We start from the raw sequence: 15,936 nt of genomic DNA, 5'->3' as shown, positions 1-15,936 counted from the left end.
GGCGATGGCCGAGACGACACTGATGCACACCAGCCAGTTGGATCGCCCCCCGGGCTGGCGCGGGATCGCCGCCGACTGGGCCTCGGATCAGCGCGCGTTCAAGAACGTGTCCTGGGGCAAGGCCATGATGTGGATCTTCCTGCTCAGCGACACCTTCATCTTCGGCTGCTTCCTGCTTTCCTACATGACGGCGCGCATGTCGACGCGCGTGCCATGGCCAAACCCGAGCGAGGTCTTCGCCTTGCGCATCGGCGGCTCGGAGATCCCGCTCATCCTGATCGCCATCATGACTTTCGTGCTGATATCGAGCAGCGGCACCATGGCCATGGCGGTCAATTTCGGCTACCGCCGCGATCGCCGCAAAACCGCGATTCTGATGCTATTGACCGCCGCACTCGGCGCGACCTTCGTCGGCATGCAGGCCTTCGAATGGACCAAGCTGATCACCGAAGGGGTACGGCCCTGGGGCAACCCCTGGGGAGCCGCGCAATTCGGATCGTGCTTTTTCATGATTACCGGCTTCCACGGCACCCACGTGACCATCGGCGTGATCTTCCTGATCATCGTGGCGCGAAAAGTCTGGCGCGGCGATTTCGACGTCGGGCGCCCCGGGTTTTTCACCAGCCGCCGGGGCCGTTACGAGAATGTCGAGATCATGGGTCTTTACTGGCACTTCGTCGACCTGGTCTGGGTGTTTATCTTCGCGTTCTTCTATCTTTGGTGAGAGGCGGGCTTTGAGAGGAAGACATGGCTGAAGCAACCGCAAACGGTCTCGGGCAACACGCGCTGCACTCCACTCACGATGCGATGGCCGCCGCCAAGGCGGACACGCATCAGGAGCACCCGATCAAGCTCTATCTGGTGGTCTGGGCATGGCTGTTCATTCTCAGCACCTGCTCCTATCTGGTCGATTATTTCGGTCTCCACGGCTATCTCAGATGGTCGCTGATCCTGATCTTCATGATGCTCAAGGCGGGACTGATCGTCGCCGTCTTCATGCATATGGCCTGGGAGCGGCTGGCGATGATGTATGCGATCATCCTGCCGCCGATACTGGTGCTGGTTTTCGTGACCATGATGGTTTTCGAGGCCGACTATACGCTTTTGACCCGCATCGCTTTTTTCGGGCCCGGCCCCTGACCGCATTTCGAATGCACCGCGGCAGATCGGCCGGCAGCCGCGGATGCCGATGCCTTGAAACAACAGGCGGCCGGGCCATTTTTCCCGGCATGGCAACGCGGGCGCGACAAGCATGCGCTCGTGAACTCAAGCAAGGGAGGCCAAAATGACGATCGCAAACAGACTGAGAGACTTTATCGACGGCAAAGGCATCTCCTACGATACCGTCGGGCATCATCGAACTGCCACCAGCAGGCAGGCCGCCATTGCCGCGCACGTGCCCGGCAGCATGATGGCGAAGTCCGTGGTCGTTCACCACGAGCTCGGCTATGCGCTGGCCGTGGTCCCAAGCACCCACAGGATCGAACTCGGCAAGCTGCAGGACGTCATGGACACGCGCCTCGGGCTCGCTTCCGAGGACGAGGTGGTATCGCTCTTCGACGATTGCGACGTCGGCGCCATACCGCCGATCGGCGCGGCCTATGATGTGCCGGTCATTCTGGACGAAAGTCTGCGCGATGCCGCCGATATCTATTTTGAGGGCGGCGACCACAAGACGCTTGTTCATGTCAGCGGCAAGGATTTCCGCAATCTGACCACTGGCGCGCGTCAGGCACGGTTCAGCCACCCGGCCTTATAGGAGAGTACCGACACCTTCGCCGGTGCTCTTGACCTCGGCCGGTACTCCGGACCGCTACCCGTGACGGGGTTCGCTCAGGTCGCCGGTCTTGGCACGGCCGGCGCTTCCACCACCTTGCGATACACGTGCCAGGTGGCATGGCCGAGGACTGGCAGCACGACCGCCAGCCCCGCAAACACCGGCAGCGATCCGATGATCAGCCCGACGGCGACGATAAGTCCCCAGACGGCCATGACGATTGGGTTCGCCAGCACAACGCGCACAGACGTGTGAATGGCTTCGTAGGCGCCGACATCGCGATCAAGCAGCAGCGGGAAAGCCACCACCGTGGTGCACAACACGACCACGGCGAATACGAACCCAATGACGTGACCCAGCACGATCAGGCTCCAGCCGCGCCCGGTTGCGAATATCTCGGTGATGAAGCTGGACAGCGACGCCGGTGGCTCGGGGCCGAACAGCTGCTCGTAGAAAATCTTGGCGGTCAAAAGCCACGTGATGAAGATGGCAAATAGCATGATCCCGACCGCGGCGATTGCCGGCAACGCTGGGGAATTCCTGACCTCGAACGCGTGGCGCCAGGATGTATCGAGACCGGCTTCCCGTCTGCGGCTGATTTCGTAGAGGCCGATCGCCGCGAACGGGCCGATCAGCGCAAAGCCGGATACCAGTGGAAATAGCAGCGGCAGCGCGTTCGCCCCCGATGTCCAGGTCGCGAGCACCACGCCGACGAGCGGATAGATCATGCAAAGAAACACGATGTGAGAGGGTTTGACCATGAAGTCGTCGATACCGCGCCTCAGCGCATCGAAAAGATCGGAAATACCGATCTTTCTCACTCTCGTATGCTCCAGCGTTTCGCTGGCCCCTGCAATCACGTGAAAATTTGCCATGACCATTCCTCCAGACAAGGTCCGGCAAGGTCGCGGATTCACGGTGCTACCGCTCTGCGTGAATGGCCACGCAAACCGCGACCTGCACCGGCAGCCAACATACTCCTTCGTGCCCGATTTGTCGTCTCTTCATTGGACCAGGTGCGGTGGCCAGCCGGCGCTGTACACTGGTTCCACAGGTTTTTTTGCGGTATTCTCCTGTAGCGCCGCGCGTCCCTGGAGGGGCGCGCAAAGGACGCGGGATCACTTTGATTGGCCCATGATCCTGTCCCGATTTTCGGGATCATGCGCCCGGTCGAAGGCGAATGTCATGGACACGCGGACGCTTCTCATACTCGGCCTTGGCATCGTTATTCTGCTGGTGTTGGGATTCTTTGCCCTGCCGGCATGATGGCGCCGGGCGCGCCACTTCAGCAACGCAATCGGCCGGCGCGAGCCGGCAACCACCGACGAGCCTATGAGAACCCGCTTACTTGGAAAACTGCTTCAGGTAAGCGATGACGTTGGCTACGTCCTCATCGTTCTTGAGACCGGGAAACGCCATCTTCGTCCCTTTGACCATCGCCTTGGGGTCGTGAAGATATTTTGTCAGCGTAGGCTCGTCCCATTTGATGCCGGACTTTCCAGCTTCGATCATGGCCGTGGAATAAGTGAAACCGGGATGCGTGCCTGCGGTGCGCCCGATGACGCCGTTCAGAGACGGGCCGACCTTGTTCTGGTCCTGGTCGGCGATGTGGCAGACCTTGCACTTGGTGAAGACCTTCTCGCCTGCGGCAGCATCCTGGGCCTGCGTTGGGCTTGCGAGGAAGGTTGTAGCGGACAAGACGATGAAAAGCGCGATTGAGCGCATGGCACTTCCTCCCTGAACGTCGTTTGCGTCGGACGATCCGCACCACACCGGCCCGCTGGCGTGCCTGCTCGGCAAAGCGGAATATTCACGTCCTTCGTGGAATTGCGGCATCTGCATACCACAGAATCCTCGCAGTGGGTAGAAAAAGCCAGCGTTTGCGAAGCTTTAGGCCGCGCGCGGACAGGTCACGGCGGATCGGTGTTGCAGCTTGAGGCCATCTGTCCGATCGCCTCGGACAGCCCGGCGAGGTCGAAATCGGCCTCGCCGCGTCCGGACAGCAGGCCGAAGCGCCAGGACAGCAACAGCCGGCTCGCCGAAACCAGCCGCTTGATGCCGTCATCGCCTTCCCTGACCAGCAGCTTGCCGCGTGGCCCGACGGACCAGCTTTCGTCGAATTTGCTGCCCCCGTCGAGCATGACCGACATGGTGATCTTGCGGCTGGCCGACACAGCGTCGTTGAGCTGCAGCCATTCGCTCCAGCGCGGTTCGCCGCCCGGCCGGCAGGCCAGCGTCAATACCGGACTGTAGCCCAGCGCGCCGTTGCCGGTGATCAGCTTGTTGGTGGCGTAGAGCGATGCCGTCACCTGGCCGTCGCTGCCGGCATCGACGCGCCAGTTGCCGAGATCGGGTCCGGCCTGTGCCACACAAGCGGTGGCAAGCAAGAGCGCCGCGGCAACAACCACGCCCCTCGTCTTGAATGCCATGATCACCCGTGCCTCCAAACGACCCTGCCGAATGCGATATCGCGCAGATAATCATCAACGTTCGGTATCGCCAGCAGCGGACATCCATCCGAAGCCGATTGTGTTGCCGCGCGGCAACAAACGAATACGGCAACGAAAAAGGCCGCCCTCGAGGGCGGCCTTTCGAAATCGCGTTGTTGAGCCGTATTACTCGGCGTCCTTGGCTGCCTTCTTCTTCGGCGCGGCCTTCTTCTTGGGCTCTTCGGCCTCGCCGGCGGCTTCGCTCGCCTTTGCTTCGCTTGCCTTGGCCTCGGCCTTCTTCGAGGTTGCCTTCTTCGCCGGCTTCGCCTTGGTTGCGATTTCCGCCTCCTCGTCGTCGGCCATCAGCTCTTCCTTGCTGACCTTGACGTCATCGACCGAGATCTGACCGAGCAGGTAGTCGACGACCTTCTCCTCGAACATCGGCGCGCGCAACGAATTGATCGCTTCCGGGTTGCTGCGATAGAACTCGAAGGCTTCCTGCTGCTGGTTGGCCGGGAAGCGGCGGACCTGCTCGAACAGGCCGCGCTGCAGCTCTTCGTCCGACACGGTGACGCCGGCTTTCTCGCCGATCTCGGCGAGAACCAGGCCGAGACGCACCCGGCGTTCGGCCAGACGCATATATTCGGCGCGCGCCTCTTCTTCCGTCGTCTCCTCGTCGGCGAAGGTGCGGCCGGCAGCCTCGAGGTCGCGGTTGACCTGCGCCCAAATGTTGTTGAACTCGGCCTCGACGAGCTTCGACGGCGCCTCGAAGGAGTAGGCGGCATCGAGCTGGTCGAGCAGCTGGCGCTTCACCTTCTGGCGGGTCATCGAACCGAACTGGTTCTCGATCTGGCCGCGCACGATCTCGCGCAGGCGTTCCAGCGATTCCAGGCCGAGGTTCTTGGCCGTCTCGTCATTGATTTCCAGCGCGCCGGGCGCCGAAACTTCCTTGACTGTCACGTCGAAGGTGGCTTCCTTGCCGGCCAGATGCGCCGCCTGGTAGTTCTCCGGGAAGGTGACGGTGACCTGCTTCTCGTCGCCCGCCTTGGCGCCGATCAACTGGTCCTCGAAGCCCGGGATGAATTCCTTGGAGCCGAGCACCAGCGGCTGGTCGGTGCCGGCGCCGCCAGCGAAGGCCTCGCCGCCGATCTTGCCGACATAGTCGATGCTCACGCGGTCGCCTTCGGCGGCCTTGCCGTCCTTCGGCTCGTAGCTGCGAGCCGACTCGGCGACCCGCTTCACCTGGTCTTCGACTTCCTGTTCAGGCACGTCGTAGACCTGACGCGTCACCTTGATGTCGGAGAAATCCTTGACCTCTATGGCCGGGATGACCTCGTAATTGAGGCGGAACTCGAAATCGGCGCCGCCGGCCAGGATCTTTTCGGCTTCCTTCTCGTCTTCGGTCATGATGACTTCGGGCTGCATGGCGGCCTTTTCGCCGCGGCCCGAGATGATCGAACGGGTCGAGTCGTTGAGGATCTCGTTGACGACCTCGGCCATGAACGACTTGCCGTACATCTTGCGCAGGTGCTGCACCGGCACCTTGCCGGGGCGGAAGCCGTTGATCCGCACCTTGTCGCGGGCGTCGTTCAGCCGCGCCATCAGCTTGGCTTCCATGTCACCGGCCGGCACGGTGATCTTGATCTCGCGCTTGAGACCGGAGTTGAGCGTTTCGGTGACCTGCATCCTAAAACCTTTGTTTTCACCAATGAGGCTGCCAAACGGTTCTTAGCCGTTCACAGCCTGCCGGTATAATCTTGCCGGAAATGGCTTTTGGCACGGAACCCAGTGATTTGACCGCTAACGCGGCTCAAACTCTCCTGAACTCCACTTCCCAAAATGTGAAGAAGTCTTTGTTTTTCCTACTTCTTTTTACATTCTGCAGAAGCGGATAGTCGCGTCCCGTCACATTCGACACGCCTTTTGTCACAGGCTAGGCTAATTTTCAACCATCTTCGCGATTAGGCGAATGAGGGTGCCCCGGACCCATTGGACCCCGACATTGACAGAATGATGGCTACATGGGATTGCCGGGGAACGCGGATGTGGCGGAATTGGTAGACGCCCTGGATTTAGGTTCCAGTGCCGAAAGGCGTGGGGGTTCGAGTCCCTTCATCCGCACCATCCTTCGCTCTTCGAGCTTCGGGCGGCAGGCCACCCCAGTTCGTTAGGCCTAGTCGTTAGACGAAGGCGTAGCCTCCGAAGCCTTGGCGAAGGAGGATTAATAAAGCGGCTCCTCGAACAGCGTCTTGTCGCCATCCATCAGCGCCTTGATCTGCGCCGTGCCGTCGGCCGCGAGCGCCAGCTTGATGCCGAACGGCCGTACCCGCACGTCGCTCTGGATCGCCATCCCCTCGCCTTCCGGCACATAGAAGCGATCGATTCCGTATTCCGGCGCGATCGTCATGTCGGGTGAGCGTAGATCCCAGCCATCCGCCACATGCCCTACGATGTCGGCCTCATCGGAAACGGCAGGCGCCGGCGCTTGGTCGAACCATGCCGCGGTCGGCTGCCAATAGCCGTCGGCACCCTTCTTCAACCTGACGACGAGCTCGGAGTCGTTGCTCGTGACCCTGCCTGGCGGAATGTTGGCGATGAGCTTCACCGGGATCCGCGAGATGTTGTTGTTGACCGAAATATAGTCGCCGCGCAGGAGATCGCGCGGATCGACGGGCTCGACCTTGAGCAGGACTTCCTTGCCGTTGCGCAGGATCGCCGCGCGTCCGGCAATGATCCAGCTGAGGAAGCCTATCTGGACGAGCGCCAGCACCAGCGCCGCGATGATCAGTCTTTTGCCGCTCATGCCGCTGCTCCTCCTCCGGCGGGCTTTTTCATGCGTTTTTCGACGCGGATGATGACCAGCGCCAGTATCCCCAGCAGCACGCCCGCGGACAGGAAGAAGCCCGCCGTGTCGAGCATCGACTGCAACATCACCACATAGATGATGGCGAGTTCGAAGGCGAAGCCGGCATAGGCTACCCAGCGCAAGCCCCTGCTCTCACGGCCGCCGAGCATGATCGCTGCGACGATGCCGGCAAGCGCGACCGCCGAGGCAACGGCAAAGCCGCTATTGTAGCTCGCCTCGTCGGCCAGTTCGAACTGGACCATTGCCAGGCCGGCAAGAAAGCCGATCAGCGCGTGCAAGGGCAGCCGGCCGCCGAGTTGCGCGATCCTTTCGACGGGCTCGGCGGCGAAGATCGCCGCTGCAAACAGCAGCGCCGAGACGAGCACGAGGGGAATCGCGACCTGGAGCGTGTTGTGGTCTATGACCAGCAGCGCCAGATAGAACAGGATCGACAGGATGATCAGGTGTCGCGCCGCCTGGCTGCGTGTCCAGAATGAAATGGCGAACAGCACCAGCGCCACGGCGGCGAAGAGATAAGGAAACTCGGCCCGGCGGAAAAATCCGCCCCATTTGAGGAACAACCAGGCGTCGGCGATGCCGACCGACGCGACTGTGAGCGGGTTCGAGCGCAATGCGACCGCTGCCAGCGCCGTGCCGGCGCACCAGGTCAGCAGCGCCGAGGCTTCGTCACCCGACAGGTGGTACATCTGGCCGATCAAGGCGATCGATCCGCCGAAGGCCGCGGCGGCGACGACCCACAGCGCCTCGCCGATCGCCGCGTGATCGCGCGTCTTCAAGAATGCGCCGCCGACATAGCCGCCTAGGATGACGGCAAACAACGCCGCCACCCGCGCCAGCCGCGGAATGGCTTCCCAATTGGCCGCGACGAAGATCAGGATCGCTGCACCGAACAGCAACGCCGCCATCATCGCCAGGATCGAGCCGAAGCTCAGCGAAGTGCGCTCGTTGGCGGCCACGTCGCGCGCCAAGGCGTCCGCGGTTGGCGCGTCGATCAGGCCCGCCTCCCGCCAGCGGGCGATATCCGCCCCAACCCGTGTCACATAGCCCGCCATGCGCCTCCCCCGAGCTTGGCCCTTTTTCTAGCCGCGCGGCCCAAACCGTTGACGCAGCGGCATTTTCCGATTCGGTCTTCTTTGTGTCTCAAGCGTGAATGGCCGTTAATGTTGCATTGCACAATTTGCATTGCTGCCATGCGCCAATGGCACTTTTAAACCGATATAACCCCACCTATTTTCTGTTCGTACACAAACGGAATGATCCGAACCAAAGACGAAACGAGCACTACCATGAACTTGATCCGCAACTACCGCAACTGGCGCCGCTACCGGGAAACCGTTTCCGAGCTGAGCCGCCTGTCGAACCGTGAACTGACCGACCTCGGCATCAGCCGCAGCGACATCCACTACGTCGCCCGCAAGGCGGTCTAATCCGCTTCGGACCGCGAATGGTCCGAACCAGTTTTGAGAAGAGTAAGACAATGAACCTGATCCGCAGCTATCGTAACTGGCGCGTTTATCGCGAGACGGTTTCCGAGCTGGGTCGGCTTTCGAACCGCCAGCTCCATGATCTCGGCATCGTTCGCGACGAGATCAAGATGATCGCCCGCAAGGCGGTCTAAGCAAGGCATTTCGCCAGGGTCGACCTCCTCCCCGACCCTGACGGATACGGTCAGCCTTTACCTCCTCCCAAAGGTTGACCATCGAAACGGCGCCCGCCGGACCTCCTCCCCCGGCGGGCGTTGTTCCAGAAGCGAACGTAGTTCGTCTTCGAAGGATCCGCCCCTTTTCAATTGGCGGAAGGAATTTCGTCAAAGCCGACCTCCTCCCCGGCGATGGCGAATACGGTCGATCTTCACCTCCTCCCGAGGATCGACCCCCAAAACGACACCCGCCGGACCTCCTCCCCCGGCGGGTGTTGTTGTTTTGGCGGCAGCTTCCCGCAGTGCCCATTGCCCGGCAATTGCAATCAGGCCGCCAAGCGACTATTCCGGCGCTCATGAGCAAAAATCCCGTACATGTCATCGGCGGCGGCCTCGCCGGCTCCGAAGCCGCTTGGCAGATCGCCGAGGCCGGCGTCCCTGTCGTGCTGCATGAAATGCGCCCCGTGCGCGGCACCGACGCCCACAAGACAGACGGCCTGGCCGAGCTCGTCTGCTCGAACTCGTTCCGCTCCGACGATGCCGAGAACAACGCGGTCGGCCTGCTGCATGCCGAAATGCGGCTTGCCGGCTCGCTGATCATGGGCGCAGGCGACGCGCACCAAGTGCCGGCAGGCGGCGCTTTAGCCGTCGACCGCGACGGCTTTTCCGACGCGGTGACGAAGAAGATCGAGGCGCATCCGCTGATCACGATTGAGCGCGAGGAAGTCCCCGGCCTGCCGTCGGCGGAGTGGGACCAGGCGATCATCGCCACCGGCCCGCTGACGGCCCCCTCGCTCGCCCAGTCGATCGCCGAGGCGACCGGCGCCGATGCGCTCGCCTTCTTCGACGCCATTGCGCCGATCGTGCATTTCGACACGATCGACATGAACACTTCGTGGTTCCAGTCGCGCTACGACAAGGTCGGGCCCGGCGGCACCGGCAAGGACTATATCAACTGCCCGATGGACAAGGAGCAGTATCTCACCTTTGTTTCGGCCCTGCTGGAAGGCCAAAAAACCGAGTTCAAGCAGTGGGAAGGCACGCCCTATTTCGACGGCTGCCTGCCGATCGAGGTGATGGCCGAACGCGGCGTCGAAACGCTGCGCTACGGGCCGATGAAGCCGATGGGCCTGACCAACGTCCACAATCCGTCGGTGAAAGCCTATGCGGTCGTGCAGCTCCGCCAGGACAATGCGCTGGGCACGCTCTACAACATGGTCGGCTTTCAGACCAAGCTGAAGCATGCCGAGCAGGTGCGCATCTTCCGCACCATCCCGGCGCTCGAAAACGCCGAGTTTGCACGGCTCGGCGGTCTGCACCGCAACACCTACATCAACTCGCCGACGCTGCTCGATCCGTCGCTGCAGCTAAAATCGCGGCCGGGCCTGCGTTTCGCAGGCCAGATCACCGGCTGCGAAGGCTATGTCGAAAGCGCCGCTATCGGCCTGCTTGCCGGCCGCTTCGCCGCCGCCGGGCGCCTCGGCCAGGCAGTTTCGCTGCCACCGGCGACCACTGCGTTTGGCGCATTGCTCAACCATATCACCGGCGGCCATATCGTTTCGGACGACGAGCCCGGCAAACGCTCCTTCCAGCCGATGAACGTCAATTTCGGCCTGTTCCCGCCGATGGAAGCATCGAAGGTCGAAGGCAAGCGCCTGCGCGGCAAGGACAAGACCGTCGCCAAGCGCCGCGCGATCACCGCGCGCGCATTGGCCGATTGTCGCGAGTGGTTGGGTCTGCCCTCGCAGGCGCAGGCGGCGGAATAACTACTCCGCCGGCTCCGCATCCACCGCCGGCAACCCCGGCTTGCCTGCCTCTCCCGGATTTCTCCGCACATAAGCCGCCTTCAGCGTCTCGGAGGTGTCGCGCGAACCGTCATGGCTCCAGCCCGGCGGCCGGATGAGATAGCTGAGGCGCTGGCCGAGCGTCAGCCCTGGCGCAAAAGCATCCTTGAACATGCCGATCCATTCGTGGAAGGCGACCTTCAGCGGGTTGAAGGTGCCGATGTTCTTGACGATGCCGTAGCGCGGCCGGTCTTCCTCAAGTTCCGCGACGAAGGTGCCGAACATGCGGTCCCAGATGATGAGCGTTCCGGCATAGTTCGTGGGTTGGTGGCGTGGTGGACGCGGTGGTGCGAGGGCGTGTTGAAGATGAACTCGAACCAGCCCCACATCCTGCCGATTGTCTCTGTGTGGATCCAGAACTGCCAGACGAGGTTGAAGCCGAAAACGAAGGCGATCACCGCCGGATGGAAGCCGAGCAGCACCAGCGGCGCCTGCAGGACGAAGGTGAACGTAAAGAGGCCGGTCCAGCTCTGCCTCAGCGCCGTCGAGAGATTGTAGTGCTGGCTGGAATGATGGTTGACGTGCTCGGCCCACACCCAGCGCACCCGGTGCGCGATGCGGTGATAGACATAGTAGCGCAGATCATCGAGCAGGAAGGCGGCGACAAACACCCAGAACGACAGGCCAAGATTGAAGAAGCGGAATTGCCAGAGCCACAGCAGCGCCCAGTAGGACACGACGCCGAGCAGCAGGCCGGCGACGACATTGCCCGTTCCCATCATCAGGCTCGCCAGCGTGTCGCGCGTCTCGAATGATCCCTTGGCGCGGCCCGTGCGCACCAGCCAGAGCTCGATCAGGATCGCGGTGACGAAGAACGGGATGGCAAGCTGGGTGACCTGCGGGAAATTGTAGTCGTCCATCACGCTGCCTTTCGGATCCGATCGTGGCCCTGCAGCGCCGCCGCCACGGCCAGCGCGTCGGCTTCGTTGGCAAAGGCAAACCGCCCGCCTTTCCAGCTGAAATCGTCCATTCGCAGCGCCACGGCGTTCCCTTCCCGCGCCAGGGCGAGAACATCCCGCGGCGTGACGATGCGCGTCAGGAAGCAGTCGCCGATGCTCTGGACGATGCCGCAGCGCTGCAGGCCAAGTTCAAGAAACGCGGCATGCCTGTCCGATGTCAGCCGCACGGCACCCGGCTTTTCATCGGGAAAATCTTCGGCGAAGCGCGCGAGCGCCTGATCAGCAGTGGCAAGCTCCGCGGTCGTCGTGCCGCCGGTGAAATGCACGGCCGCGACCGACAGCGCGATGCCGAAAACGACAAGGACGACCAGGACTGGCAGGCTCATGGAAAGGCGCTCCTCCGGCGGCTCGCATTTCTTTGACGCGAGTCCGCGCGGCGGAATCCCTAGCATGATTGACGTTTACGTCAAAGGGGTGTCCAGCCTCGCATGGCATGGCGCAAGAGCAGCCAATGCCGGCGCAAGGTTGAAAGCGTCGCGGTGTCTGCGAGTGGAGACCGTCCCGCTTTGTCCATCTTGTCGAGATAGGCGCGCGTCAGCGCCAGCGGCAGAAAAGCCGGGCGCAACGACGCGGGAAGCGCCGGCACGCTCTTCTCGAAGGCATTGAGATGCTCCCGCGCCAGGGCGATCATCGCCGCCACCGCCCGCTCCGCGCCGGCGCCGCCGTCGCCTTTGACGAACTCTTCCGGTGTCGTACCCGCGGCCGCCAGGATATCGGCGGGCACGTAGCATTGGCCTCGCCTGCGGTGCAGCGGCAACAAAAGCAGCAGGCCCGTAATCGCCTGCGCGCAGCCCGCCCTGCCTGCCAATTCGGCAAAGTGCGGCGCGGCAGCCGCATCGAGCACCATCGCCGCAAGCTGGATCAGCGCCGCGGCCGTCTCGCCGCAGTAGCCCTCGAGATCGGTTCGCGACGGCATCGGGTCGTCATAGAGGTCGAAGATGCGCGCTTCGAGCATGTTGTCGAAAGCAGCCTTCGGCAGATGACTGGCGGTAATCGTAGCCCCAAGCGCATCGGCGGTCGGATGACCGGTCTCAGCCCCGCCCTCGGCCATGATGACATCGCGCCACCATTGCAGCCTCACCTCGCCCGGCAGCGGCTCATGGATGCGGTCGCGAACGCTGGCGATCTCCGCATTGAAGGCATAGAGCGCAAGCAACGCGTCGCGCTTGTCAGCCGGCGCGTAGAGCGCGCAGAGATAGCGGTCAGGATCGGCGGCGCGCACCGCGTCCATGACAATGGTTGAGCCGCCGCCCATTCAATCGACGGCAATGAGCGCTGCAGCCACGGCGCGGTCCTCGGCCAGAAGCACGTTGTAGGTGCGCACGGCCGCGCCCGTCGACATCGGGTCGGCCGAGATGCCGGCCTCTTTCAGCGCGGCGCGCAACGCCGCCGGCAGCGGCCGCAGATCCTTGCCGGTGCCGACCAGCAGGATTTCGACCTTGTCGGCCTGGGCGAACAGCTTGTCGAAGTCCGAAGCTTTCAGTGCCTGCGGATCGGCTGGCTCCCAGCCATGGATGCCCGACGGCAGGCAGAGCAGCGAGCCGCGATGCGACATGTCAGCAAAGCGGAACCCGCCATTGCCATAGGCTTCAATCGGCGCCCTGCCGGGAAAATGCGCCTCGCGGATGACGATGCCTTTGGCCATGGGTCTAGAGCGCGATGCCGAAAAGTGTGGAGCGGTTTTCGGACGACATCATGCTCTGTCTCTTTGATTTAGAGCCGGATTCAGATTTCAGGTCGACTCGATCCGAAATCATCCGGCATCAGAGCATGATCCCGAAAAGTGAGAACCGGTTTTCGGAAAAGATCATGCTCCAAAGATTAGATCAGGATGACGGTTCAACGAAACGCCATCCTGATCTAACGGCGTCAGGTCGTCACGGCCTTGCCGTTCACCGGCTTCTTCTCCTCGTCGGCGGTCGCGGCCTGCGGCCGCAACTTGAACAGGATCAGCAGCGGCGCGGCGATGAAGATCGACGAATAGGTGCCGAACACCACGCCGAACAGCATTGCCAGCGTGAAGGAGCGGATCACCTCGCCGCCGAACAGCACCAGCGCCAAAAGCGCCAGGGATGTCGTGACCGAGGTCAGCGTGGTTCGCGACAGCGTCTCGTTGATGGCATTGTTCAGAAGCTGCGGCAGCGGCATCTTCTTGTATTTGCGTAAATCCTCGCGGACGCGGTCGTAGACGACGATGGTATCGTTCAATGAATAGCCGATGATGGTGAGGATCGCCGCCAGCGACGACTGGTTGAATTCCAGCCCCGATATGACGAAGAAGCCAATCGTCATCACCACATCGTGCACGGTGGCGACGATGGCGCCGACCGCGAACTGCCATTCGAAGCGGAACCAGACGTAGAGCAGGATGCCGACCAGCGCGATCAGCATGGCGATCGTGCCTTGCTTGGCAAGCTCCCCGGAAACCGTCGGTCCCACCACCTCAACGCGGCGGAAGTCATACTGGTCCTGCAGCTCGCCCCTCACCTTGTCGATGACGGTCTGCTCGGCATTCTCGCCGGCGTCCTGGGTGCCGACGCGGATCAGCACGTCATTCGGCTGGCCGAATTGCTGCACCTGGATCTCGCCAATGTTGAGCTCGGACAGCCGGCCACGGATGTCGGCGAGATCGGCGTTGCCCTGCTTCGCCTGCACCTCGATCATCGAGCCGCCCTTGAAGTCGATGCCGTAGTTGATGTCGATGGTCAGGAACCCAACCACCGACAGGATCGACAGCAGGCTGGACAAAGCGAAGGTCCAGCGGCGGATGCCCATGAACGGGATCTTGGTGCCCGGCGGGATGAAGGTGACCGGCGCTCGCGGCAATTCCTTAGGACGCGCGCGGCGCAGCCAGATCGCCACCAGCATGCGGGTGAAGGTGAAGGCGGTGAAGACCGTCGTCAGAATGCCGATCGCATAGGTGATGGCGAAGCCCTTCACCGGGCCGGTGCCTAGCCAGAACAGCACCACGGTCGCGATCAGCGAGGTGACGTTGGAGTCGACGATGGTGGCCAGCGCTTTGGTGAAGCCGGTATCGATCGCCTGGATGACCGAACGGCCGTTTCGTCGCTCCTCGCGGATACGCTCGTAGATCAGAACGTTCGAGTCCACCGCCATGCCGATGGTGAGCACGATACCGGCGATACCCGGCAAGGTCAGCGTGGCGCCAAGCAGCGAAAGCGCACCCACGATCATCGCCACGTGCACGGCAAGCGCGACGTTGGCGAGGAAACCGAGAAAGCCGTAAGCGACGAACATGAAGGCGACGACCAGAATCGAGCCAATCACGCCCGCGACCTTGCCGGCATGAATTGAATCCTGACCGAGGCCAGGACCAACCGTGCGCTCTTCGATGATGGTCAATTTGGCCGGCAATGCGCCGGCGCGCAGCAACACGGCAAGATCGTTAGCGCTCTCGGCGGTGAAATTGCCAGAGATCTGCCCGCTTCCGCCAAGGATCGGCTCGCGGATCACCGGCGCCGAGATCACCTGATTGTCGAGCACGATGGCGAACGGCTTGCCGACATTCTGCTGGGTCGCCTGACCGAACCGGGTCGCCCCGCGAGAATTGAACGTGAACGAAACCACCGGCTCATTCGTCTGCGAGTTATAAGTCGGCGTCGCGTTCGACAGGTCTTCGCCCGACACGATCACGCGGTTCTCGATCAGATAGGGAACCGGAGGATCGTCCTGGGAATACAGGACCGAATCGCCTGGCGGTGGGCGGTTCTTCATCGCGTCCTGGACCGGCACCGACGTATCGACCATTTGGAACGTCAGCTTGGCGGTCTGACCGATAATGTCCTTGAGCCTTTGCGGATTCTGAAGCCCAGGCACCTGGACCAGAATGCGATCATCGCCCTGCCGCTGCACGATCGGCTCGGTCGTGCCGAGCGCGTTGACACGCCGCTCCACGACTTCGATCGCCTGCGACAGGGCCGTCGACGTACGGTACTTGATACCGCCATCCGTGACGGTGAACTTCAGCAAGCCGGACTCGGAATCGTCCAGCGTCATCGACTGCACGGAACCGCCGGTGAAGAGGCCGGCCGCGATCGGATTGGTTATCGGCTTCAGCGCTGTCTTGGCGGCTTCGACCTGGCTCGGATCACTGATGCGCACCTGCACGGTCCGGCCCGTTCCACCAAGGCCGGTGTATTGGATCTTGGCTTCCCGCAACAGCGTCCTGATCTCGTCGCGCGTCGTCTCCAGTTGATCCTTGATCAGGTCGTTCTGATCCATCTGGAGCAGGATGTGCGAGCCGCCCTGGAGGTCGAGGCCAAGCGTCATCTGCCGCTTCGGCACCCAGCTCGGCAGTTGCGCCAGCATGCTTGCCGGGAACAGGTTGGGCGCGGCGAGGATCACTGTGACGGCCACTGCCAGCCAGATCAGGATCATCTTCAGGCGCGAGAAATACAGCAT

Annotated in this window: 16 protein-coding genes, 1 tRNA gene and 1 pseudogene; 7 read left to right on the top strand and 11 right to left on the bottom strand. The window is 62.4% G+C overall.

Going from position 1 to position 15,936, the window contains the following annotated elements; translation table 11 throughout:
- Nucleotides 1-4: 4 nt before the first annotated feature.
- The 3 genes from EJ067_RS30325 (at nt 5) to EJ067_RS30315 (ending at nt 1,759) form a co-directional block, all read left to right on the top strand.
- On the top strand, nt 5-724 hold the full coding sequence (locus EJ067_RS30325) for a heme-copper oxidase subunit III family protein (RefSeq protein WP_126088794.1): 720 nt from the start codon (nt 5-7) through the stop codon (nt 722-724).
- A 23-nt stretch (nt 725-747) separates the two neighbouring features.
- The gene (locus EJ067_RS30320) at nt 748-1,140 is read left to right on the top strand and encodes a cytochrome C oxidase subunit IV family protein (RefSeq protein WP_126088793.1); all 393 of its coding nucleotides are present in this window, start codon (nt 748-750) and stop codon (nt 1,138-1,140) included.
- 145 nt (nt 1,141-1,285) lie between these two features.
- Nucleotides 1,286-1,759, top strand: coding sequence for an aminoacyl-tRNA deacylase (locus tag EJ067_RS30315; protein ID WP_126088792.1), 474 nt, complete (start codon nt 1,286-1,288; stop codon nt 1,757-1,759).
- Nucleotides 1,760-1,833: 74 nt separating this feature from the next.
- On the opposite strand, the gene EJ067_RS30310 is transcribed toward EJ067_RS30315, so the two are convergent.
- The 4 genes from EJ067_RS30310 to tig all read right to left on the bottom strand — a co-directional run bounded on the left by EJ067_RS30310 (nt 1,834) and on the right by tig (nt 5,892).
- The gene (locus EJ067_RS30310) at nt 1,834-2,652 is read right to left on the bottom strand and encodes a DUF2189 domain-containing protein (protein WP_126089800.1); all 819 of its coding nucleotides are present in this window, start codon (nt 2,650-2,652) and stop codon (nt 1,834-1,836) included.
- 469 nt (nt 2,653-3,121) lie between these two features.
- The gene (locus EJ067_RS30305) at nt 3,122-3,502 is read right to left on the bottom strand and encodes a cytochrome c family protein (protein ID WP_126089799.1); all 381 of its coding nucleotides are present in this window, start codon (nt 3,500-3,502) and stop codon (nt 3,122-3,124) included.
- Nucleotides 3,503-3,687: 185 nt separating this feature from the next.
- Nucleotides 3,688-4,206 (bottom strand): hypothetical protein, encoded by a 519-nt coding sequence (locus tag EJ067_RS30300; RefSeq protein ID WP_126088791.1) that lies wholly within the window; start codon nt 4,204-4,206, stop codon nt 3,688-3,690.
- 186 nt (nt 4,207-4,392) lie between these two features.
- Nucleotides 4,393-5,892 (bottom strand): trigger factor, encoded by a 1,500-nt coding sequence (gene tig, locus EJ067_RS30295; RefSeq protein ID WP_126088790.1) that lies wholly within the window; start codon nt 5,890-5,892, stop codon nt 4,393-4,395.
- 353 nt (nt 5,893-6,245) lie between these two features.
- Between tig and EJ067_RS30290 the strand changes: the two genes are divergently transcribed.
- Nucleotides 6,246-6,330, top strand: a tRNA-Leu gene (locus EJ067_RS30290).
- A gap of 97 nt (nt 6,331-6,427) precedes the next feature.
- On the opposite strand, the gene EJ067_RS30285 is transcribed toward EJ067_RS30290, so the two are convergent.
- Together EJ067_RS30285 and EJ067_RS30280 are read right to left on the bottom strand one after the other, a co-directional pair.
- Entirely contained in the window at nt 6,428-7,009 is a 582-nt protein-coding gene (locus EJ067_RS30285) for a GDYXXLXY domain-containing protein (RefSeq protein ID WP_126088789.1), read from the bottom strand.
- On the bottom strand, nt 7,006-8,124 hold the full coding sequence (locus tag EJ067_RS30280; protein ID WP_126088788.1) for a DUF2157 domain-containing protein: 1,119 nt from the start codon (nt 8,122-8,124) through the stop codon (nt 7,006-7,008). The genes EJ067_RS30285 and EJ067_RS30280 overlap by 4 nt, the downstream gene beginning before the upstream one ends.
- A 234-nt stretch (nt 8,125-8,358) precedes the next feature.
- Here EJ067_RS30280 and EJ067_RS30275 point away from each other — a divergent pair, with 234 nt between their 5' ends.
- The 3 genes from EJ067_RS30275 (at nt 8,359) to trmFO (ending at nt 10,477) form a co-directional block, all read left to right on the top strand.
- Nucleotides 8,359-8,499 carry a DUF1127 domain-containing protein gene (locus tag EJ067_RS30275; RefSeq protein WP_071031999.1) on the top strand — a complete coding sequence of 47 codons (141 nt, stop codon included), beginning with the start codon at nt 8,359-8,361 and terminating at the stop codon, nt 8,497-8,499.
- A gap of 50 nt (nt 8,500-8,549) precedes the next feature.
- The gene (locus EJ067_RS30270) at nt 8,550-8,690 is read left to right on the top strand and encodes a DUF1127 domain-containing protein (RefSeq protein ID WP_071096637.1); all 141 of its coding nucleotides are present in this window, start codon (nt 8,550-8,552) and stop codon (nt 8,688-8,690) included.
- Nucleotides 8,691-9,067: 377 nt separating this feature from the next.
- Nucleotides 9,068-10,477 (top strand): methylenetetrahydrofolate--tRNA-(uracil(54)-C(5))-methyltransferase (FADH(2)-oxidizing) TrmFO, encoded by a 1,410-nt coding sequence (trmFO, locus tag EJ067_RS30265; RefSeq protein WP_126088787.1) that lies wholly within the window; start codon nt 9,068-9,070, stop codon nt 10,475-10,477.
- Here trmFO and EJ067_RS30260 read toward each other — a convergent pair.
- The 5 genes and pseudogenes from EJ067_RS30260 to secDF all read right to left on the bottom strand — a co-directional run bounded on the left by EJ067_RS30260 (nt 10,478) and on the right by secDF (nt 15,936).
- A pseudogene (locus tag EJ067_RS30260) lies at nt 10,478-11,415 on the bottom strand (sterol desaturase family protein).
- Nucleotides 11,415-11,840, bottom strand: a complete 426-nt coding sequence (locus EJ067_RS30255) for a hypothetical protein (protein WP_126088786.1) — start codon at nt 11,838-11,840, stop codon at nt 11,415-11,417. The pseudogene EJ067_RS30260 and the gene EJ067_RS30255 overlap by 1 nt, the downstream one beginning before the upstream one ends.
- Before the next feature lie 80 nt (nt 11,841-11,920).
- On the bottom strand, nt 11,921-12,769 hold the full coding sequence (locus tag EJ067_RS30250) for a phytoene/squalene synthase family protein (RefSeq protein ID WP_189510176.1): 849 nt from the start codon (nt 12,767-12,769) through the stop codon (nt 11,921-11,923).
- A complete protein-coding gene (locus EJ067_RS30245; protein ID WP_126088785.1) occupies nt 12,770-13,159 on the bottom strand; it encodes an Mth938-like domain-containing protein in 390 nt (129 codons plus the stop codon).
- A 224-nt stretch (nt 13,160-13,383) separates the two neighbouring features.
- Nucleotides 13,384-15,936, bottom strand: coding sequence for a protein translocase subunit SecDF (gene secDF / locus EJ067_RS30240; RefSeq protein ID WP_126088784.1), 2,553 nt, complete (start codon nt 15,934-15,936; stop codon nt 13,384-13,386).

It is taken from the genome of Mesorhizobium sp. M1D.F.Ca.ET.043.01.1.1, assembly GCF_003952385.1.
In the GTDB taxonomy this organism is placed as follows: domain Bacteria; phylum Pseudomonadota; class Alphaproteobacteria; order Rhizobiales; family Rhizobiaceae; genus Mesorhizobium.
This window is presented reverse-complemented; position numbering and strand designations above follow the sequence as displayed.